This is a genomic window from Ensifer sp. CCNWLY38, assembly GCF_037120565.1.
In the GTDB taxonomy this organism is placed as follows: domain Bacteria; phylum Pseudomonadota; class Alphaproteobacteria; order Rhizobiales; family Rhizobiaceae; genus Ensifer; species Ensifer adhaerens_H.
Window position 1 is genome coordinate 1 of the sequence record NZ_JBBBBO010000019.1, and the last position, 16,603, is coordinate 16,603.

Genomic DNA, 16,603 nt, shown 5'->3' on the forward strand with positions numbered 1-16,603 from the left:
TCCGGCGCCTACGGCATGGGCATCGATTACGCCGTCACCATGGTTCACAAGGGTGACGAACGCGTCCGCCACGGCAAGACGATCGGCCCCAACCCGGCGAAATAGAGGAGCGATTTGCCCACCGCGCAACACCCCAGACCCACGATACGACCGGCTTTGCACGAAGCCGGTCGATATTTTGAATGTTTCGGATCACGTCCACATTGACCTCGCCGGGTCGCTTGCGAAGGAAACATGCATGCACACTTTGTCCAACCAGCTGGCCCCTTATCTGCTCAGCCTTTTGCGCATCGTCTCCGCCCTCGTCCTCTTTAGCTACGGAACGCAGAAGGTCGTCGGTTTTCCCGCAAGTGACGGCGGCGGACCGCCCGTCGGCTCCCTGCCCTGGATTGCCGGATTATTCGAACTCGTCCTCGGCTTCACGCTGTTGGTCGGCTTCAAGAGCCGGCTTTCCGCCTTCATTCTGTCCGGCGTCATGGCGTCGGCCTATTTTCTGCGCCATGCGCCGCAGGGCTTCTATCCGGCTCAGAACGGCGGTACGGCCGCCATCATCTTCTGTTTCGTGTTCCTCTACCTCGCTGCCGCAGGTGGCGGACCCGTCGGTCTTGATGCGGCGCGCGGTGACGCCAAGCTTTGACGGTCGGTCGCGCCGGTCAACCGTCGACGACGTCGCCATAGTCCAGATGGCGGGCGTACCAGGCGGCCACGAAGGGGCAACGGATGACGACCTTCCGATTGCTCGCTCTCACAAGGTCGAAAACGCCGGTCACCAGCCGCGACCCGATCCCGCGGCCGGACAATTCCTCAGGAACCTCCGTATGGATCAACACTAGACGCCCATCCTCCTGACGGTAGTAGACGGCGGCGATGCGCCCGTCGACCGCCAGTTCGAAGCGGCGCAACTCCGGGCGCTCGATAACCACATTGTTTTCGGATTGGTTCATGGGACGCTTTCCCTTCTCCGGCCGGGCTTCAAACGGCCTGTTGCAGAAACTGATGGATAGGAGGCGACGATCCGTTTGCGCTCCTGCCGTTTTCGCCGGACAAATCAAGCTTCTTGTCCAGGCGCACCGATACCTAAGTGTAGTTACGTGGCACACCGCGCAGGTCTACCTTTCAACCATCGCCTCGCTTCAGAGGGCAGACAGCATCTTCCAGTCCCGGCTTCGGTATCCCCTCCCCGAAGCCTCGGGCCGCCCCGGCCCGCTGAGACCGTCTCCTGCCGCAGGAGACGGTCTTCTTTCTGCGTTGCGGTCAGCGTCGGAAAGAACCAGGGCGCGATCCGAAGTCGGTGTGGCGGGCGGGCCGACCCCTACGTCTGCCTAGCGGTCGAAGAGATGACGGAGCTGTCGGGGTTGCGACCGCAGATACTGATCGGGCGCCCACACCCGCTCGCCGAAATGCGCGGCGGCATGCCAGGGCCAGCGGGGGTCGTAGAGAATGGCGCGGGCAATCGCGATGAGGTCGGCATCGCCCGTCGTCAGGATTGCTTCGGCCTGTTCGAACTCGGTAATGAGGCCAACGGCGATGACCGGTATCGCCACATTCTCTTTGACGGCGCGCGCAAAGGGTACCTGATAGCTCGGGCCGATCGCAATTTTCTGGTGGGACGCAAGGCCGCCCGACGAGACATGAATGGCCGAGCAGCCACGCGCTTCAAGCGCCTGGCAAAAGGTGATGGTTTGCTCGAGATCCCAGCCGTTCTGCGCCCAGTCGGTCGCCGAGACCCGCATCGTCACCGGCCGGTCCGCCGGAAATGCCGCGCGAACGGCCTCGAAGACTTCAAGGGGGAAGCGCATGCGGTTTTCCAGCGTTCCGCCATAGTCGTCCGTGCGGCGGTTGGAGAGGAGCGACAGGAACTGATGCAGGAGATAGCCGTGGGCTCCATGAATCTGGACAGCGTCCAGCCCGAGAGCGGCGGCGCGCCTTGTGGCATCGGCGAAGGCCGAGCGGACCTGCGCAAGGCCGGCGCGATCGAGTGCCACCGGATGGTCATAGTCATCGTGGAAAGGGACAGGGCTCGGTGCGACGGTTTTCCAGCCGCCTTCGTCCTTCGGGTTGATCTGGCGCCCGCCTTTCCATGGGACTTCGCTGGAAGCTTTCCGTCCGGCATGACCGAGCTGGATGGCGATGGGCATGTCGGACCACCGTCGCACCCCGTCCAGAACGCGGCCCATCGCGCGCTCGCAGGCATCGGAATAAAGCCCGACATCGCCATAGGAAATACGGCCCTCCGGCAGGACTGCGGTCGCCTCGATGGTGAGCACAGCCGCACCCGACAGGGCCAGATTACCGAGATGGATAAGATGCCAGTCAGTCATCTGCCCGTCCGTGGCCGAATATTGGCACATTGGCGCGATGACGATGCGGTTTCGCAGATTAAGCGATCCCATTTCTAAGGGCGAGAAAAGCCTGGTTCCGCTCATGATCGTTCTCCAGAGGTCGACAGGGCCAGTCGGATCGGCCCTGCCAATGTTTCGCCGTTTGGCAGCGAGGTTGCAATCTCTCGGAGTCGAAGGGGCTTCAGAACTTGCCGTTCCGGCTCTGCCATTTCGATTGGGCAGGAATGGCCTCGATCGGATCCCTGTGTTCGACGATCTTGCCGTGCCGGACGCGGAAAGGCTCTCGGCGCGGGCTCAGCTATCAGACTTGATCCGAACCTGCTGGGCTGCGGCGACATCGCTCCGGTTTTCTCCCTTCGGCATGTGACCGAACATGTGGGGCTTGATCTGGTTGATCCAGGAAATCACCGCCGGCTCCTTGCCCCACAGAGTTTTGGCAAAAGGAACGATCTGTTCGCCGACGAGAATTCCAAGAAGACCGACCAGGGCGATAACCGGCGGTGCCGGCGAGCGGACATTGAGGAGGCTGTAGACAATGCCGACGAGGAGTCCGGCGCCGAGTGACAGGAGATAGAGTTTCATGACGGTGATCCTTGATTGGTTTAGCTGCCACTCCGAGCGGTTTGACCCAGAGTGGCTTTGCCTATCGCGTCGCTGGCCGGGGTTCGGGCCGATGCGTTTTCCACGGTGGACGCGCTGCTTGCGAATGGCACCGATCAGGCGCCGGTCCTATGCAGCAAGCGGAACCAGATTTGCCTCGATCTTGTTGCGGAAAGGCTCGTATCGGTTCGGCAGCTTCAGCGCCTCGCCGAGATGAGCGGTATCCTCGTCGCGATCGAAGCCGGGTTCGTTCGTTGCGATCTCGAACAGAATCCCGCCCGGTGTCCGGAAGTAGATCGCCCAGAAATAGTCGCGATCGATGACGGGGGTTATCTGGTAGCCGGTGTCCATCAGTGCCTTGCGCACTTCGAGCTGCTTTTCGCGGTTCTCGACCGCGAAGGCGATGTGATGGACCGAACCTGCCCCCTGGCGGGCAAACGGTGTCTTCGGGAGCGCCGCCAGGTCGATCGTGTCTGCACCGTTGCCGCCGGGAATGATGAACCGCGTGACGTCCCCTTCGATTTCAGAACGCTCATAGCCCATGAAACGGAGGAGTTCTTCAGTCGCCGCCGTGTCGTGGAGGTTGAAGCGCGCGCCGCTGAAGCCGCGGATGGCGTTGGCTTCGGAAATGCCCTCAGCAAGCCAGGGAGCGCGGACGTCGTCGGCCGCTTCGACCAGGGCCAGGCCGTCACCATCGGGGCCCGTGAAACGCAGGCGATTGGCGCCAAAGACCGTGTCGGTTTGAATACCACCCACACCTTGCGCAATAAGACGGTCTTTCCAGAAGGCCAGCGCCCCCTTTGGAATGGAGAACTGGGTTTCGCCGACTTCGCCGACGCCCGGCCGCCCGATCATCATGTGCGGGAACGGAAAGTACGTCATGACAGTACCTGGCGTACCGTTCTCATCGCCATAATAAAGGTGATACACACTCGGATCATCGAAATTGACCGTCTTCTTCACGCGGCGAAGGCCAAGCGTGTCGGTGAAAAATCTGTTGTTCTGCTGCGCATCCGACGCCATGGAGGTGACGTGATGCAGTCCCTTGATATCCTTGATCATGGCCCGTGCCTTTCTTCGTTGAGGGTATTCGTCGATGCGAAGAGATGTACTCGGGTTGATTACGTCGCAGAATTGCAATATTTCTTTCGAGTGAGTTGCGATTTTTGAAACAATAGAGATGAACGATCACAAAGCCCTGAAAATCTTCCTGATGGCCGCCGAGAAGCGCAACTTCGCTCAGGTTGCCCGCGAGCTCGATATGACCCCCGCTGCGGTCACGCGGGCCATTGCCGCGCTTGAAGATGATCTCGGCGTCCAGTTGTTTGTTCGCACGACCCGCCAGGTATCGCTGACGACGGACGGCGCCGTCTTTGCCGCCCAGATTCAACCGGCGGTCGAGGCGCTCGAAAACGCGCGGCGCGATGTCAAGAACGCCCACAAGGCTGACCAGGGACGCTTAAGGATCAGCGCGCCGACTTGGCTCGGCAAGACGGTGCTGCCGCCGATCCTTTCCGGCTTCCGGGAGCTCTACCCGAAGATGTGCTTCGAGATCTCGCTGTCGGACGGTTTGATAGACATCGTAGATGACGACTACGATCTCGCGATCCGCATTTCGTCGGCCCCTTCGGACAAGTTTACGATATGGCGCAAGATCAAGGTGGTGCCGAGGATTCTGGTGGCCGCGCCAGGCAGTCGGTTCGCTGAGATGGAACACCCGAGTGAACTGACTCCGGACGATTGTCTCGCCTATAGCGGCGAAAGCCGACGTGAGAACTGGCTGCTTTCGGACGGAGGCTCGAGCATCACCATCGTCGCCGGAAGGGCATTCAGCGCCAACAACGGCGAGGTCCTTGCCAACATGGCCGCAGACGGCGCGGGCGTGGCGATGCTGCCGGGCTTCGATATCGCCGAGCATATTCGCAGCGGCCGGCTCGTCCACGTCCTGCGTGGCTGGTCGCCACCGGACCTTTGGTTGACACTCTACTACCCGCCCTACCAGGCCCTACCGCCCCGCATCGCGACGTTCTCGAAATTCTTCGAGGAACAACTGACCGCTCATATGGTCATGCTCGACTAGAGCATCGCGCTCCTAAGCGGAATCGCTCGAAGCGCAAAGATGCTCTAGAATCAAAGTACTGGAGCGTACTTTTGTGCGTTCACTTGAACGCACGGCGCTTGTCTTATGACGATCTGCGCTTCTTGTGAGAAAAAGGGCGCCGGCAAGGGCAGCCACGCCATTATTGCCTGACACCAAAACGCTGGCGCTTGCTCTCAGCCCAAAATTAAACCAAATGTTTGCTCTCTCCCGCGAAGATGCGACCCAAGCTTGCACAAACCTCCATTCTAGAATTGAAGCTGCCGGGCCGGGCCATTGTACAATCTGATATCGGTCGTGCTGAAGAAGCGCCTCGACCTCTCATTCAAGACTTCACCAGATTTCCGCGCGCGGATCGTGGAAGCTCCCGGGCTGTGGATGAGCGAGCGGGAAGTCGCCAGACTGCGGCACGATCTGCGCAAGGTCGCGCAGCGATCGGTTGCCGATGGAGAGCTGGACTACGGCGTCTTCTCCGAGCGTGAAGACGCCCTGGCCCGGACGATCGTGACGGTCGTCTATCGGGTTTCCGACGGTGAGCCGGTCGCCTTCAACGCCTTGCCGGTCATCCAGGTCTCTCTCTCCGGCAAACCCGTCGACGTTCTCCACCTGGGGCTGGTGATGATCGATCCCGCAGTTCGCAGCCAGGGGCTTTCCTGGGTGCTCTACGGCCTCACCTGCTTTCTTCTTTTCCTGCGCAACCAGCTTCGTCCGCTCTGGATTTCAAATGTCACCCAGGTCCCGGCCGTTGCCGGTATGGTCGCCGAGACCTTCAGCGGCGTCTTCCCTGCGCCCACGCGCGGCGCGCGCCGATCGTTGCATCAGCAACTGATCGCCACGGCGATCATGGGCTCCCATCGTCATGTCTTCGGCGTTGGTCCTGATGCCGGTTTCGACGGCGATCGCTTCGTGATCACCAACGCCTATACGGGCGGTTCCGACAACCTGAAAAAGACCTTCGAGGCGGCGCCGAAGCACCGCAAGGCTGAGTACAACGACTTCTGCGCCGCCGAACTCGACTACGATCGCGGCGACGATCTGCTTCAAATCGGACAGCTCGACCTCAACGCGGCGCAGCGTTACCTCATGGAAAGCGTGCCGCGCAACGCGCTCGGTCGTCTTGCCGTCGCAAGTTTCGTCATCCTCGTCCAAAGGCTGGCTCTGCCGGTTTTGCATTGGGCGGACAGCCGTCGGCAGTGGGGCATATTGAGGCCTTCAAACCAATGAGCCGCGTCTTCTCCTATGAGGCCTTCACCACGCGCAACATCGGCTTCGTCACAGAGGCGGAGCAACGACGCTTGAGACTGGCGACCGTCTTCGTCTGCGGAACCGGCGGCATGGGCGGCGCCTGCATCCAGGCGCTGGCGCGGGCCGGCATCGGTCGTCTCATCCTCGCCGATATCGACCGCTTCGAGCTGTCGAACCTCAATCGCCAGGTCTTCTGTTTTGCTGACACTATTGGCACGCCCAAGGCGGAAGCGACCCGAGACCTCTGCCTAAAGATCAATCCCGACTTGGACGTGACCGTCTTCGGCCCGGATTGGACCGATTATGCCGAGACGCTCATTGCCGACGCGGACGTCGTCATCAACGGGACGGACGATCTCGGCGCCAGCCTCCTGCTCTATCGCGTCTCGCGAAACCTCGGCCGGACGGTGATCGACGCCTATGCGTCTCCCTTGCCCTCCGTCTACGTGACGCGACCGCAAGATCCGATGCCGGAAGAGCGGCTCGGCTATCCGACCGCCGGAACCGCCTGGAACGCGCTTACGGCCGACCAGCGTGCGGAAGCTTTCCTGCGCGAGGCGGAATACGTGATGGTCCATTCGTCGTCACGCCACCATGTCGATCTTTCGCTCGCCGGCGAAGTGATTGCCGGCACCCGCAGTCGCATGTCCTTCGCGCCAATGGTGATCTCCACCGGCACATTGATGGCCTACGAGGCGATCCACGTGGTCCTCGGTCGTCCACAGTCCGCCGATTGCCGCGGCTGGTTCTTCAACCTCCACGCCGGGCGCATCGAACGGCCCCGCAATGCGATCGTCGCGGCGTTGCTGCGTCCACTGGTACGTCGCTACCTCAAGCGCCTTGCGGCTCCGGCAGCGCCATGAACACGCCGCTCGTTGCCGATAGTTTCGTTTCGCTGGCAGCACTTGGCGGCCTCCTTGTGCTGATCGGCACCATCCGTAGCTTCGATACGGAAAGCCCGCTGAACCGCCGCTTCCTCTTTGGATTGCAGGTGCTGGCGGCATTGATGGCGAGCCGGGTGCTCGCCTGGTGGACGGACCTCTTCATCTTCAAAGCCGCAACGATCATAACTGCGGGCCTCGTTCCGCTCTCGACAGTTCTCCTCGCCGAGGGCCTGTTGCGCCGCCATGCACCGAGGACGACGAAATGGATCGCAGCCGGGGGTGCGGCCGCCTTCATTGCGCTCGCGTTCCTTCCCGCATCGATCGCCGAGCCGTGGCGTGTCACGCTGCTGTTCCTCTATCAGTTGGTCACCTTCGCTCTCGCCGGGCATATGACGGTAACGCGCGACCGGGCGAGCCTGTCGAAGGCGGAGAACCAGGCGGTTGACCGCGTGGCCCTCTCGCTGCTTCTGATCCTGCCGCTCCTCGTCACCGATTTCCGCTCGGCCTACATCGACCAGCCGGTGCGGCTCGGCGGGGTCGCGATCCTGTTCCTGTGCTGGCTGCTGATCAGCCTTGGCCAGCGCGCGGTCATGCATCGTGACACGGTCGTCTCCTTCGCCATCCTGCTTTCGGTTGCCCTGCTTGCAGCGCTTGTCATCGGCTTCGAAAACGAGCTCGAACCCGCGGCGCTGGTGCGGGCGGCCAGCGTCATTCTCAGCGCCGCCTTGCTTGGCGTGATCTGGAAAGACAGCCTCAGCCTGCGCACGGAGCAAAGGCGCCAGAGCTTGATCCGGCATCTGGCCGAGGACCGCATCGACGACACGCTCGGCTTCCTCAAGGAATTACAGAACCATCCGTTGGTGGATGGCGCACTTCTGCTTGGCGAGAATGAACTTTCCGACCTCGACTTGCCGGTGATCAAGGCGCTCTTTGCTGGGCGGCCGTTGATGCGCGCTGCCGAAACGGGCAGCCTTTCCCAAGTGGACGCCGAGCAGCTTGCCTGGCTGCTCGAAAAATACGAGGCGACCCATGTCATGCTGGTGTCGAACCGGCCGTTCCGGCTGATTGCGCTCAATATGCCCTCCGTCACCGCCACACCGGGCGCCGAGACGGAGTTGAAGGTCGTCCAGCGCATGGCCATGCTGATCTCCGAGAGGAACCCGCTCCATGATTGAGATCCGCGACGGGGATATCGACGCCTTCTTCACCGCACCCTTTCAGATCTACGGTGCACGCGCGCCCTACGTCTCGCCGATGCTCAGCGACCTCAAGCGCTTCCTTTCAGCTGAAAAGAACCCTCTCTTCGACACGGCAGAAGACTTCGCCATCTTCACGGCCCATGAAGACGGCGCCGTGCGCGGGCGCATAACAGCCCACGTGCACCGCGCATCGAACGCGAAGTTTGGCCTTGATCGCGGCTATTTCGGTTACTTCGACTGTGCCGACGACGAGCGCGTCGCCGCCGCCCTGTTGGAGCGGGCAGAGGATTGGGCGCGCGCGAAGGGTTTTGGGGAAATCCTCGGAAACTTCAACCTGACTGCCATGCAGCAGGTCGGCATCATGACCGGCGGTTTCGAAAATGCGCCCTATACGGATCAGGTCTGGGGGCCACCGCATCTGCCCCGCCTGCTGGAAAAACGGGGATACGCCCCCTGCTTCCCGATGACCACCTTCGAAATCGACGTCCGCACCGTGGCTATCGATGGCCTGCTCGCCAGCGCACAGATGCGTGCGCTTTTCGACGACGGCTTCCGCTTTTCACCGATCCGGCGAGCAACGCTCGAACGGAGGCTGGAAGACTCCCGGCTGATCCTCAACGAGAGTTTTGCCGACAATCCGATGTTCGTGCCCGTCAGCCGCGCGGAATACGAATTTCAGGCCAAGGAAATGAAGTGGATCATGGATCCACGCATCTCGGCGGTTGCCGAGAAAGACGGCACGCCAGCCAGCGCGGTGATCGCCGTTCCCGACGTCAACCCGATGCTGAAGGCGATGGGCTCGCGACTGAGGTTGAGCGCGCCCTGGCATCTGCTCAAGCACCGCCTCCAGCGCCGGCGCGCCGTGGTCATATTCCAGGGCGTGAAACCGGAGCATCAGGGACGTGGTCTCAATCCACTCCTGCTCGCCCATGTGCTCAAAGAAATGCGCCGCGCCGGCTACGAGACTGCCGGCGGCACCTGGATCGCGGACGTCAATGCGGCGAGCCTGAGGCAGGCGGAAAAAGCCGGCGCAAGGCCTCTGCATCGTCTGCATCTCTTCGGAAAGACATTATGAGCCGCATCGACGTCGCCACGCTCGCCGATCTGGCGGAGGAGGCCAATCTCGCTCCCTCCGTCCACAATACCCAGCCGGCCCGCTGGATGCTGGACGAAGACGGATGCATTCTGCTTGCTGCCGACCTCTCCCGGCACCTCGGCATCGGCGATCCGACCGGTCGCGATATGGGGCTTTCCTGTGGAGCGGCGCTTGAGGGCATGGTGATGGCGCTCGCCGCGGGCGGGATCGGTGTGGCCATCGAAGATCTCTGGGCCGACAACATCCTCGACTGGAGGCCCGGCTACCGATTGGCCGCGCGACTGACCCTTGCGGGCGACACAAAGCCGCACGAACTTGCCGGCTGGATCACCAGGCGCTTTACATGGCGTGCTCGCTTTTTGCCCGCGGCGCCGGAAGAGATCACCAGGCTTGAGCACTGGGTGGCTGAGTCGGACGATGTAAAACTCGCCAGCGGCCACGAGGATCTCGCCTTCTTCGCAGCGGTTAACGACCGCGCAAGCCTGTCGATCATGCGCGAGCGCGCGTTCCGCGATGAACTCGTGGCGTGGATGCGGCTTTCTCCCACCCATCCGACCTATGCCTTGGACGGGCTCAATCTTGCCGCGCTTCAGATGGGGCGGCTGGAGGGCGCGCTGGCGGAGCATGTGCTCGCTTCACCGATTTTCGACATTGCCGACCGGCTGGGCCTCGGCAGAACTCTCGTTGCCGAAGCGGGAAAGACGATGACCGCTGCGGCTTGCCTCCTGTTCCATCGGCCGGAAGGCGAGAGCCCAATCGTCTCCGGACAAGCCTTCTATCGTTTCTGGCTGGGGTTCACGCGTCTCGGCTTCGCAGGTTGGCCTATGGCGGTGCTGGCCGATCTGCCCGAAGCTGCAGAGGCGCTGCAGCAGCGCTTCCCATTGCCGCCCGGCCACCGGCTGATCAATGTGCTGCGTGTGGGCCCAGCGCCGTCCACCGTTCCGAAATTTCGCCTTCCGGCACGGGATCTCGTGCTGGATGGAAAGCCGGCCTGAGGTCGGCTTTCCGGTTTTCTATCTCAGGCAGCGTCCACGGTCCTTGCAGTCTCGGCGAGAAGTCTCTGAGCACTGACGAAGTCCACCTTTCCAGTTCCAAGCACAGGCACGGCGCCCACCCTCACATCCGCGGGAACCATCATGTCCATCGCCCCCTTTTCCTTGGCGAAGCGAAGGAATGCGGCACGTGTCGCACCCGGAGCATCGGTGAGCATGACCAGGCGCTCGCCCTTTTTGGCATCAGGCAGCGACACGACGACCGTCAGATGACCCGGCCACAATTCTCCTGCCAGCGCCTCCACGGCGCCGAGCGAAACCATCTCGCCGCCGATCTTGGCAAACCGTTTGGCGCGACCCCGGATGACGATGAAACCATCCTCGTCGACGGTGACGATATCACCGGTGTCATGCCAGCCGTCCGGCGTCAGCTCGATCACGCCGGGAGCTTCGACGCGGAGATATCCGGCCATGACGTTTGCGCCGCGGATGAACAGCCGTCCGCCCTCCAGGACGCCGGGCACGGCTTCGAGCCTGTACTCCATGCCCGGCATGATCTTGCCGACGCTGCCGGCTTTGTTGAACATCGGCGTGTTCAGCGCGATCACTGGCGCGGCCTCGGTCACGCCGTAACCCTCGAGGATGCGGACACCGAACTTCTCCATGTAGAGCGCTCGGGTTGCGGCCCTGACCGGCTCGGCGCCGGCGAAGCAGTAGCGGATCGAGCGGAAGTCATAGGGATGGGCCGTCCGCGCATAACCGTTCAGGAAGGTGTCGGTGCCGAAGATGATCGTTGCGTTGGAAGCGTAGATCAGTTCCGGGATGATCCGGTAGTGCAGCGGCGACGGATAGAAATAAACGGGCACGCCGGAGATGAGTGGCAGCACAGTACCAGCGGTGAGCCCGAAGGAATGGAACACCGGCAGGATGTTGAACACCTTGTCGCCCGAGTGGAAATCGATGCGGGACGCGGCTTGAGCCGCATTGGAGAGGATGTTTCGGTGTGTCAGCACGACGCCCTTCGGCGTTCCCTCCGAGCCGGAGGTGTAGAGAATGACGGCCGGTTCGTCGGCCGTGCGTCGGACAAGCGGCCGCGCCTTTTGCAGGAGACCTCGCAGCTTGTCGGCAAGGCCGATCGTCTGGCGCAGATCATCGAGCCAGACGATTTCCACCGTCTTCGACAACTCCTCGACGACGGGGCCAAGTTTCGCTTGGGTAACGAAGGCACGCGACGTCAGCACGTAGCGGACCTCCGCGGCCTTGCACGCCGAAATGATGTTGGCCGCGCCCGCCGTGAAGTTCAGCATTGCCGGCACCTTGCCTGCAGACATTACGCCAAGGATGGTTGCGACCGCACCGTTGGCGTTGGGCAGGAGAACGCCAAGCGCCTTTTCGTCCGGGAAGAGCGCCTTGAACTTCGCGCCAAGCACGGCCGCACCCGTCAGCAGCTTGCCATAGGACAGGGAACCGGTAACGGGGTCCTGCACAGCGAGCCGGTTGAACCCACGCTCCTTGGCCGTCTTGATCACCTTTTCCAGCACGGTGGTGTTGGTATCCGTGGTGCGGAACATCAGCATCGACATGACCTGGTAGAGAGCCGCACCCGCGGCCATGCGGCGCTTGCGACCTTTCAGCTCTTCCGGAACAGAGAGGCGAACGGGCTCCAGAATGGTGACCTTCACCTTCGGAAACAGGCGGCGGCGAACGTGCAAGGAACTGAGGCGCGAGAAGTAGCTCTTCTCCAGCCCGTCGATACGGACCGGCACGACCATGGAGCCGGTCTTGTCGGCCACCATCGCGGCGCCGTCATAGACCTTCATCAGCGCGCCGGTGACCGTGATGCGGCCCTCGGGGAAGATCACGAGCGGTTCGCCATTGTTGACCGTCTTGATGAGCGTGCGTGTTGCCATCGGCTTTGAGGGATCGAGCGGCAGGAAATTGCACATCTTGAGGAACGGCTTCACCCACCAGGCCTTAGCGATCGTGTAGTCGACAGCGAAGGTCGGTTCCTCGTCGGTGAGCGCCAGCGCCAGCGCGCCATCAAGAAAGGAAACATGGTTGAGCGCGATGATCGGCGCGCGACCCGCCTTTTTCAGGTTGTCGAGGCCTTCCACTTCCAGCCGCAGGAAGGCGCGGAAGAGGATGGAGACGAAATCACGGAAAGCATTGGTCGGCAGCGTGCGCAGCATGACCCAGGCCGCCACGGCATTGGCGAGTGCAAGGCCGGCGAAAAGTACTGATGTCGACACGCCGGACGCCTGCAAGACGGCGACAAGGCCGCCACCGGCGGTGATGAAGGCTGCGGACAGCACGTTCGACGCACCGATGACGCGCGATCGCTGGTCCTCTTGCGCCCAGGCCTGAAGGGCCGCGAGTGTGGGTACGGCCAGGAAGGCGCCGGCAATTGCCATGCCGGCAAGATCGATGGCGATCCGCACCGTATAGGGACCGTCGAAGAAAGCAGAGAGCGTCTCGGTCGGAGCAACCGCGCCGGCATGCCCCACGCACCAGGCGAGATCGAGGCCGAAGAGCGCCATGATCAGGGTACCGACGGGCGCCGGCAGGAGCACGATACGTCCTGCGGACATCCAGGCGGCGATCGCCGAGCCAACGCCGACCGCTACGGCGAAAACGGCGAGATAGGCGGTGATCGCAGTCTCGTCGCCGCCAAGATAGATCTTCACCATGGGTGGCAGCAGCGACAGCACGATAGCGCCCGCCAGCCAGAACCAGGCGGCCATCAGCGCCGTGCGCCAGAGCCGCCGATCGCCGCGCAGCGAAGCAACGAGCCGGCCGGTGGCGCGCAGGACGTTGCGATCGACGACGATGTCCGGAGCCTTGGCGCCAAGGCGGGGAATGTAGCGGCTCGAAAGCCAGCAGGCGAGTGCAAGGCCGAGCATCATGGGACCAAACAGCCAGGGGTCGACGCCATCGGCTGCGGCAAGCCCCGCGACGACAGTGCCGCTGAGGATGGCGATGAACGTCGCCCCTTCGATCCAGGCGTTGGCGCGCGGCAGCTCCTTGCGCTCCAGGTGGTCGGGCAGGATGCCGTATTTGACGGGCCCGAAGAGCGCGGAGATGGCGCCGAACAGGAAGAGCGCAACCAGCAGCACGGCGATGGAGGAGAATGCAATACCGAGGACCGCAACGGCCGCGGCAGCGAGCTCCCAACGCTTCAGTCTCTCAGCGACGACCGCCTTGTCGAACTTGTCGGCAATTTGGCCACCGAGTGCGGAAAAGAGCAGGAACGGCGCCATGAAGACGGCGCCGGCCAGCGTAACGAGTGATCCGGCGTCATTTGCCGCCACGGTGGCGAGGATGAGGAAGACGAGCGTGTTCTTGAGGAAATTATCGTTGAACGCCGACAGGAACTGCGTCCAGAAGAGTGGCGCAAACCGCCGAGAAGTCATGAGATTGTTTTTCACGGAACGTCTCCCCTTTTTTTGAGCGTTCTAGATGAAAGTCGTTTCACTCTCGTTCACAGGTTGTGCTTTGTGGCGACAGCGCTAACGATCGATTAAACGTCATCGGCCTTGATGCCGAGCAGCAGCTTCTCGGTCTTTGCATCATCGATCCTGCGGATGAGCTTTTCGGCTTCCAGGTTGTCGCGCAGCGTCTTGGTGACGTTTACCGCCGTCTGCAGGAGCATCAGGATGCCCATGGCGAGATACCCTTTTCCCCAAAGATCGATCGGCATCATGTAAAGGCCGATCACCACCATGAAGGCGGCCACGCCGAAGCTCACATAGGAGAAGGAGGTCCAGGCAGAGGAGTGTTTCATCAGGCTGTCGTTCATCGTCGTTTTCCTTTGAGAGATAGTGGGTTCAAAGAGTAGGGTTTGCCTTGGCACGCAGGCGCTCGAGCACGTCTTCAGCGCTCGTCACGAGCGGGCGCCCGCAACCGGCCGCGGCCAGTTTCTCTGCAAGCGCGGTCGGATCGGGCCGCTCTTCCAGCTCAATCAGCGCTTCGGCCGTCAACTCAGCCTCGCGCTGGCGCGTTTCGAGCCGCGCAAGTGTTGCCTCGGCATCGCTGAGCGTAGCTAGATCGTTGCCAGGCACGTCACGGGAAAGGCGCCGCGTCCGGTCACGTGCCTCGGCCAGGCGCTCGCCGCGACGCAGCGCAGCCAGGCGCGTTTCGCTCTGCCGCACCGCTTGCCTCAACCGATCTATTCCATCTGTAAACTCCGCCTGAACCTGACGTGCGTTCTGCAGTTCGGTTTCGAGCCGAGCGATCGAGGCTGCAGCCTCGGTAGCCAGATCCTCCCGCCCCTTTTCAAGCGCTGCGATAGCGCGCGTTTCGAGATCATCGATGCGGGCGGAGAGCCTCTCGGCATTTTCCTTTTCCAGGCGATTTTGCGCGATCGCCAGAGCGACCGCCCGACGTGCGCTTTCGACGCCGCGCGCGGTGTCACGGATCTGCTGGGCAAGAATCGGTAGCGCATGCCGATCGCCGAAGGCCTCCTCCGCCTCGTGGGCGCGACCTCGTATCAGCGTTACGATTTGTTTGAACATTTCCTCACCTCCATGTATGAACAATGTTCAATAATCTTTTCTCACAAAGATGAACGATGTTCAAGTTATAAAATGAACAACGTTCAAAAATGAGGTTAATGGTGGTCGGACAACGTCAGACGAAGAAGGAAGACCTGAAGGCAAGGCTGATTGTCGCCTGCACGGAGCTCATTCGCGAACAGGGGCTGAAAAACCTGCGCGCTCGGGACATTGCCGAACGCGCCGGCGCGGCGCTCGGCGGTCTTTACACGGTCTTCGATGATCTCGACGGGCTGATTCTCCGCGTCAACTCGGGGACGCTGAAACAGTTGGAGAACACTCTCAACGCCGCGATTTCGCCGTCAGCGGCCATTGAGGAGACTTTCCTCAGCCTGTCTCTGGCATACCTGCGCTTCGCGCTATCAGAGCGAAACCTGTGGTCCGCGCTTTTCGAACATAGGATGCCGGAGGGCGTTTCCGTTCCGGAGTGGCACCTTGCCGAACACGCCTTCCTGATCGGGCTCATCGCAGCACCACTCGCGCGGCATATGCCTGATGCTTCTCGCCAAGATGTGGCAATTCGTGCCCGGACGTTCTTCGCGGCCGTTCATGGCGTGATCTCTCTCAGCCTAGAAGGACGGTTCGTCGGCATAACCCCCGAGGTGCTCGAACGCGAGATTACAGTGCTCGCAGGAATTCTTGCCAGGAGCCGGAGCTGACGTGTTCATAGTTGACCACGGTATTCAGCCCGGGGCTTGATCCAGGTGAAATAACAGCCGTTCGCCGCCGTCAGGGGGTGACGAGGCTAATGAGCTCTTAGGTTTAACGGAAACCCGGGGGCGGCGACGTCGTGACTGGACGCGGTTCAAGGTTTTTCAGGATGCGGTAGCGCCCGGTTTCACGAAGCACGCGCACCATATCCTCTTCGCTGAGCGCGGCTGGAGGACGTCGCTTCGCTGGCGAACCAACCGCCTTCTGATTTGTCGCATCGTTCGCGACGAACAGATCGAACTGCTGCGTCGTTCGTTTGACTCGGAACCACCATCGATCGACTCACCGGCTGCAATACCGGCGCATTCTGCTACAAGCCATCCATCTGAACAATTCAGGAGGAATCACGGAACGGGCGAAATCCTCACCTCTCCTTCATCGCGCCGGACGAGACCTCGGCGAGCGGTACCACGACGGTTCCAAAGCGTTATTCGCGATCTCGCTCCCAGGCCTTAACAAGGTGTATGGTCCTTGCAAATCCGCTAGTGTCGCTAAACAGAGAACGCCTTGCCCTAGATGGGCGATACGCTCCTTAGATGCTGTCGAAAGAACGTTTTGAGATCGCGAAAATTGTCGAAGCCGAGGACAGTCGCAAGGCGTGTAACCGTCGTCGGTGAAACCGAACAAGCGGTTGCGACTGAACGGGCGCTGCCGAAAGCGACGAGATCAGGCTTTGCCAGTGCCATCCGGGCGACCCGTTCAAGCTGTTTTGGAAGCGTAACATCCTTGGATGCGAACATAGCCCTAAGCTCGGTCACATCACCAGGGCGTCTTGTTGCCTCATTCGTTTTCATGCCGCTTCTCCATTGCCTACCACCGCCACCGCGCGGCCGATCCACTGCGACCCGCTATCTCAACGACACGGGCGCCCCCGCGACGAACTGCT

General features: G+C 61.7%; 16 protein-coding genes and 1 pseudogene. 9 read left to right on the forward strand and 8 right to left on the reverse strand.

Annotated elements, in window-relative coordinates; genetic code table 11:
- Positions 1 to 105: pseudogene (locus tag V7S54_RS30055) on the forward strand (hydrolase); the annotation flags it as partial.
- 133 nt (positions 106 to 238) lie between these two features.
- Complete coding sequence (locus V7S54_RS30060; RefSeq protein ID WP_065377296.1) at positions 239 to 637, forward strand: DoxX family protein; 399 nt, start codon at positions 239 to 241, stop codon at positions 635 to 637.
- Between the two features lie 16 nt (positions 638 to 653).
- Here V7S54_RS30060 and V7S54_RS30065 read toward each other — a convergent pair whose 3' ends face one another.
- From V7S54_RS30065 to V7S54_RS30080, 4 genes are all read right to left on the reverse strand, one after another.
- Complete coding sequence (locus tag V7S54_RS30065; protein ID WP_065377295.1) at positions 654 to 944, reverse strand: GNAT family N-acetyltransferase; 291 nt, start codon at positions 942 to 944, stop codon at positions 654 to 656.
- A 378-nt stretch (positions 945 to 1,322) separates the two neighbouring features.
- Entirely contained in the window at positions 1,323 to 2,426 is a 1,104-nt protein-coding gene (locus V7S54_RS30070; RefSeq protein ID WP_065377294.1) for an NADH:flavin oxidoreductase/NADH oxidase, read from the reverse strand.
- A gap of 210 nt (positions 2,427 to 2,636) precedes the next feature.
- Positions 2,637 to 2,924 carry a XapX domain-containing protein gene (locus V7S54_RS30075; protein WP_065377293.1) on the reverse strand — a complete coding sequence of 96 codons (288 nt, stop codon included), beginning with the start codon at positions 2,922 to 2,924 and terminating at the stop codon, positions 2,637 to 2,639.
- A gap of 147 nt (positions 2,925 to 3,071) precedes the next feature.
- The gene (locus V7S54_RS30080) at positions 3,072 to 4,004 is read right to left on the reverse strand and encodes a VOC family protein (RefSeq protein WP_065377292.1); all 933 of its coding nucleotides are present in this window, start codon (positions 4,002 to 4,004) and stop codon (positions 3,072 to 3,074) included.
- 118 nt (positions 4,005 to 4,122) lie between these two features.
- Between V7S54_RS30080 and V7S54_RS30085 the strand changes: the two genes are divergently transcribed.
- The 6 genes from V7S54_RS30085 to V7S54_RS30110 all read left to right on the forward strand — a co-directional run bounded on the left by V7S54_RS30085 (position 4,123) and on the right by V7S54_RS30110 (position 10,459).
- Complete coding sequence (locus V7S54_RS30085) at positions 4,123 to 5,022, forward strand: LysR family transcriptional regulator (protein ID WP_065377291.1); 900 nt, start codon at positions 4,123 to 4,125, stop codon at positions 5,020 to 5,022.
- A gap of 294 nt (positions 5,023 to 5,316) precedes the next feature.
- Positions 5,317 to 6,264 (forward strand): hypothetical protein, encoded by a 948-nt coding sequence (locus V7S54_RS30090; protein ID WP_141679596.1) that lies wholly within the window; start codon positions 5,317 to 5,319, stop codon positions 6,262 to 6,264.
- Complete coding sequence (locus V7S54_RS30095) at positions 6,261 to 7,148, forward strand: HesA/MoeB/ThiF family protein (RefSeq protein WP_065377290.1); 888 nt, start codon at positions 6,261 to 6,263, stop codon at positions 7,146 to 7,148. Before V7S54_RS30090 ends, V7S54_RS30095 begins: the two co-directional genes overlap by 4 nt.
- Positions 7,145 to 8,344, forward strand: a complete 1,200-nt coding sequence (locus V7S54_RS30100; RefSeq protein ID WP_336409646.1) for a hypothetical protein — start codon at positions 7,145 to 7,147, stop codon at positions 8,342 to 8,344. The genes V7S54_RS30095 and V7S54_RS30100 overlap by 4 nt, the downstream gene beginning before the upstream one ends.
- Complete coding sequence (locus tag V7S54_RS30105) at positions 8,337 to 9,443, forward strand: GNAT family N-acetyltransferase (protein ID WP_336409647.1); 1,107 nt, start codon at positions 8,337 to 8,339, stop codon at positions 9,441 to 9,443. The genes V7S54_RS30100 and V7S54_RS30105 overlap by 8 nt, the downstream gene beginning before the upstream one ends.
- Positions 9,440 to 10,459 carry a hypothetical protein gene (locus V7S54_RS30110; RefSeq protein WP_336409648.1) on the forward strand — a complete coding sequence of 340 codons (1,020 nt, stop codon included), beginning with the start codon at positions 9,440 to 9,442 and terminating at the stop codon, positions 10,457 to 10,459. The genes V7S54_RS30105 and V7S54_RS30110 overlap by 4 nt, the downstream gene beginning before the upstream one ends.
- 23 nt (positions 10,460 to 10,482) lie before the next feature.
- On the opposite strand, the gene V7S54_RS30115 is transcribed toward V7S54_RS30110, so the two are convergent.
- The 3 genes from V7S54_RS30115 to V7S54_RS30125 all read right to left on the reverse strand — a co-directional run bounded on the left by V7S54_RS30115 (position 10,483) and on the right by V7S54_RS30125 (position 14,967).
- A complete protein-coding gene (locus V7S54_RS30115; protein ID WP_336409649.1) occupies positions 10,483 to 13,881 on the reverse strand; it encodes an acyl-[ACP]--phospholipid O-acyltransferase in 3,399 nt (1,132 codons plus the stop codon).
- A gap of 92 nt (positions 13,882 to 13,973) precedes the next feature.
- Positions 13,974 to 14,252 carry a YiaA/YiaB family inner membrane protein gene (locus V7S54_RS30120; RefSeq protein ID WP_065377285.1) on the reverse strand — a complete coding sequence of 93 codons (279 nt, stop codon included), beginning with the start codon at positions 14,250 to 14,252 and terminating at the stop codon, positions 13,974 to 13,976.
- A 28-nt stretch (positions 14,253 to 14,280) separates the two neighbouring features.
- On the reverse strand, positions 14,281 to 14,967 hold the full coding sequence (locus V7S54_RS30125; protein ID WP_336409650.1) for a PspA/IM30 family protein: 687 nt from the start codon (positions 14,965 to 14,967) through the stop codon (positions 14,281 to 14,283).
- Positions 14,968 to 15,068: 101 nt separating this feature from the next.
- Between V7S54_RS30125 and V7S54_RS30130 the strand changes: the two genes are divergently transcribed.
- Entirely contained in the window at positions 15,069 to 15,665 is a 597-nt protein-coding gene (locus tag V7S54_RS30130; protein WP_065377302.1) for a TetR/AcrR family transcriptional regulator, read from the forward strand.
- 564 nt (positions 15,666 to 16,229) lie between these two features.
- On the opposite strand, the gene V7S54_RS30135 is transcribed toward V7S54_RS30130, so the two are convergent.
- Positions 16,230 to 16,511, reverse strand: a complete 282-nt coding sequence (locus V7S54_RS30135; protein ID WP_065377283.1) for a MurR/RpiR family transcriptional regulator — start codon at positions 16,509 to 16,511, stop codon at positions 16,230 to 16,232.
- Positions 16,512 to 16,603: the final 92 nt, after the last annotated feature.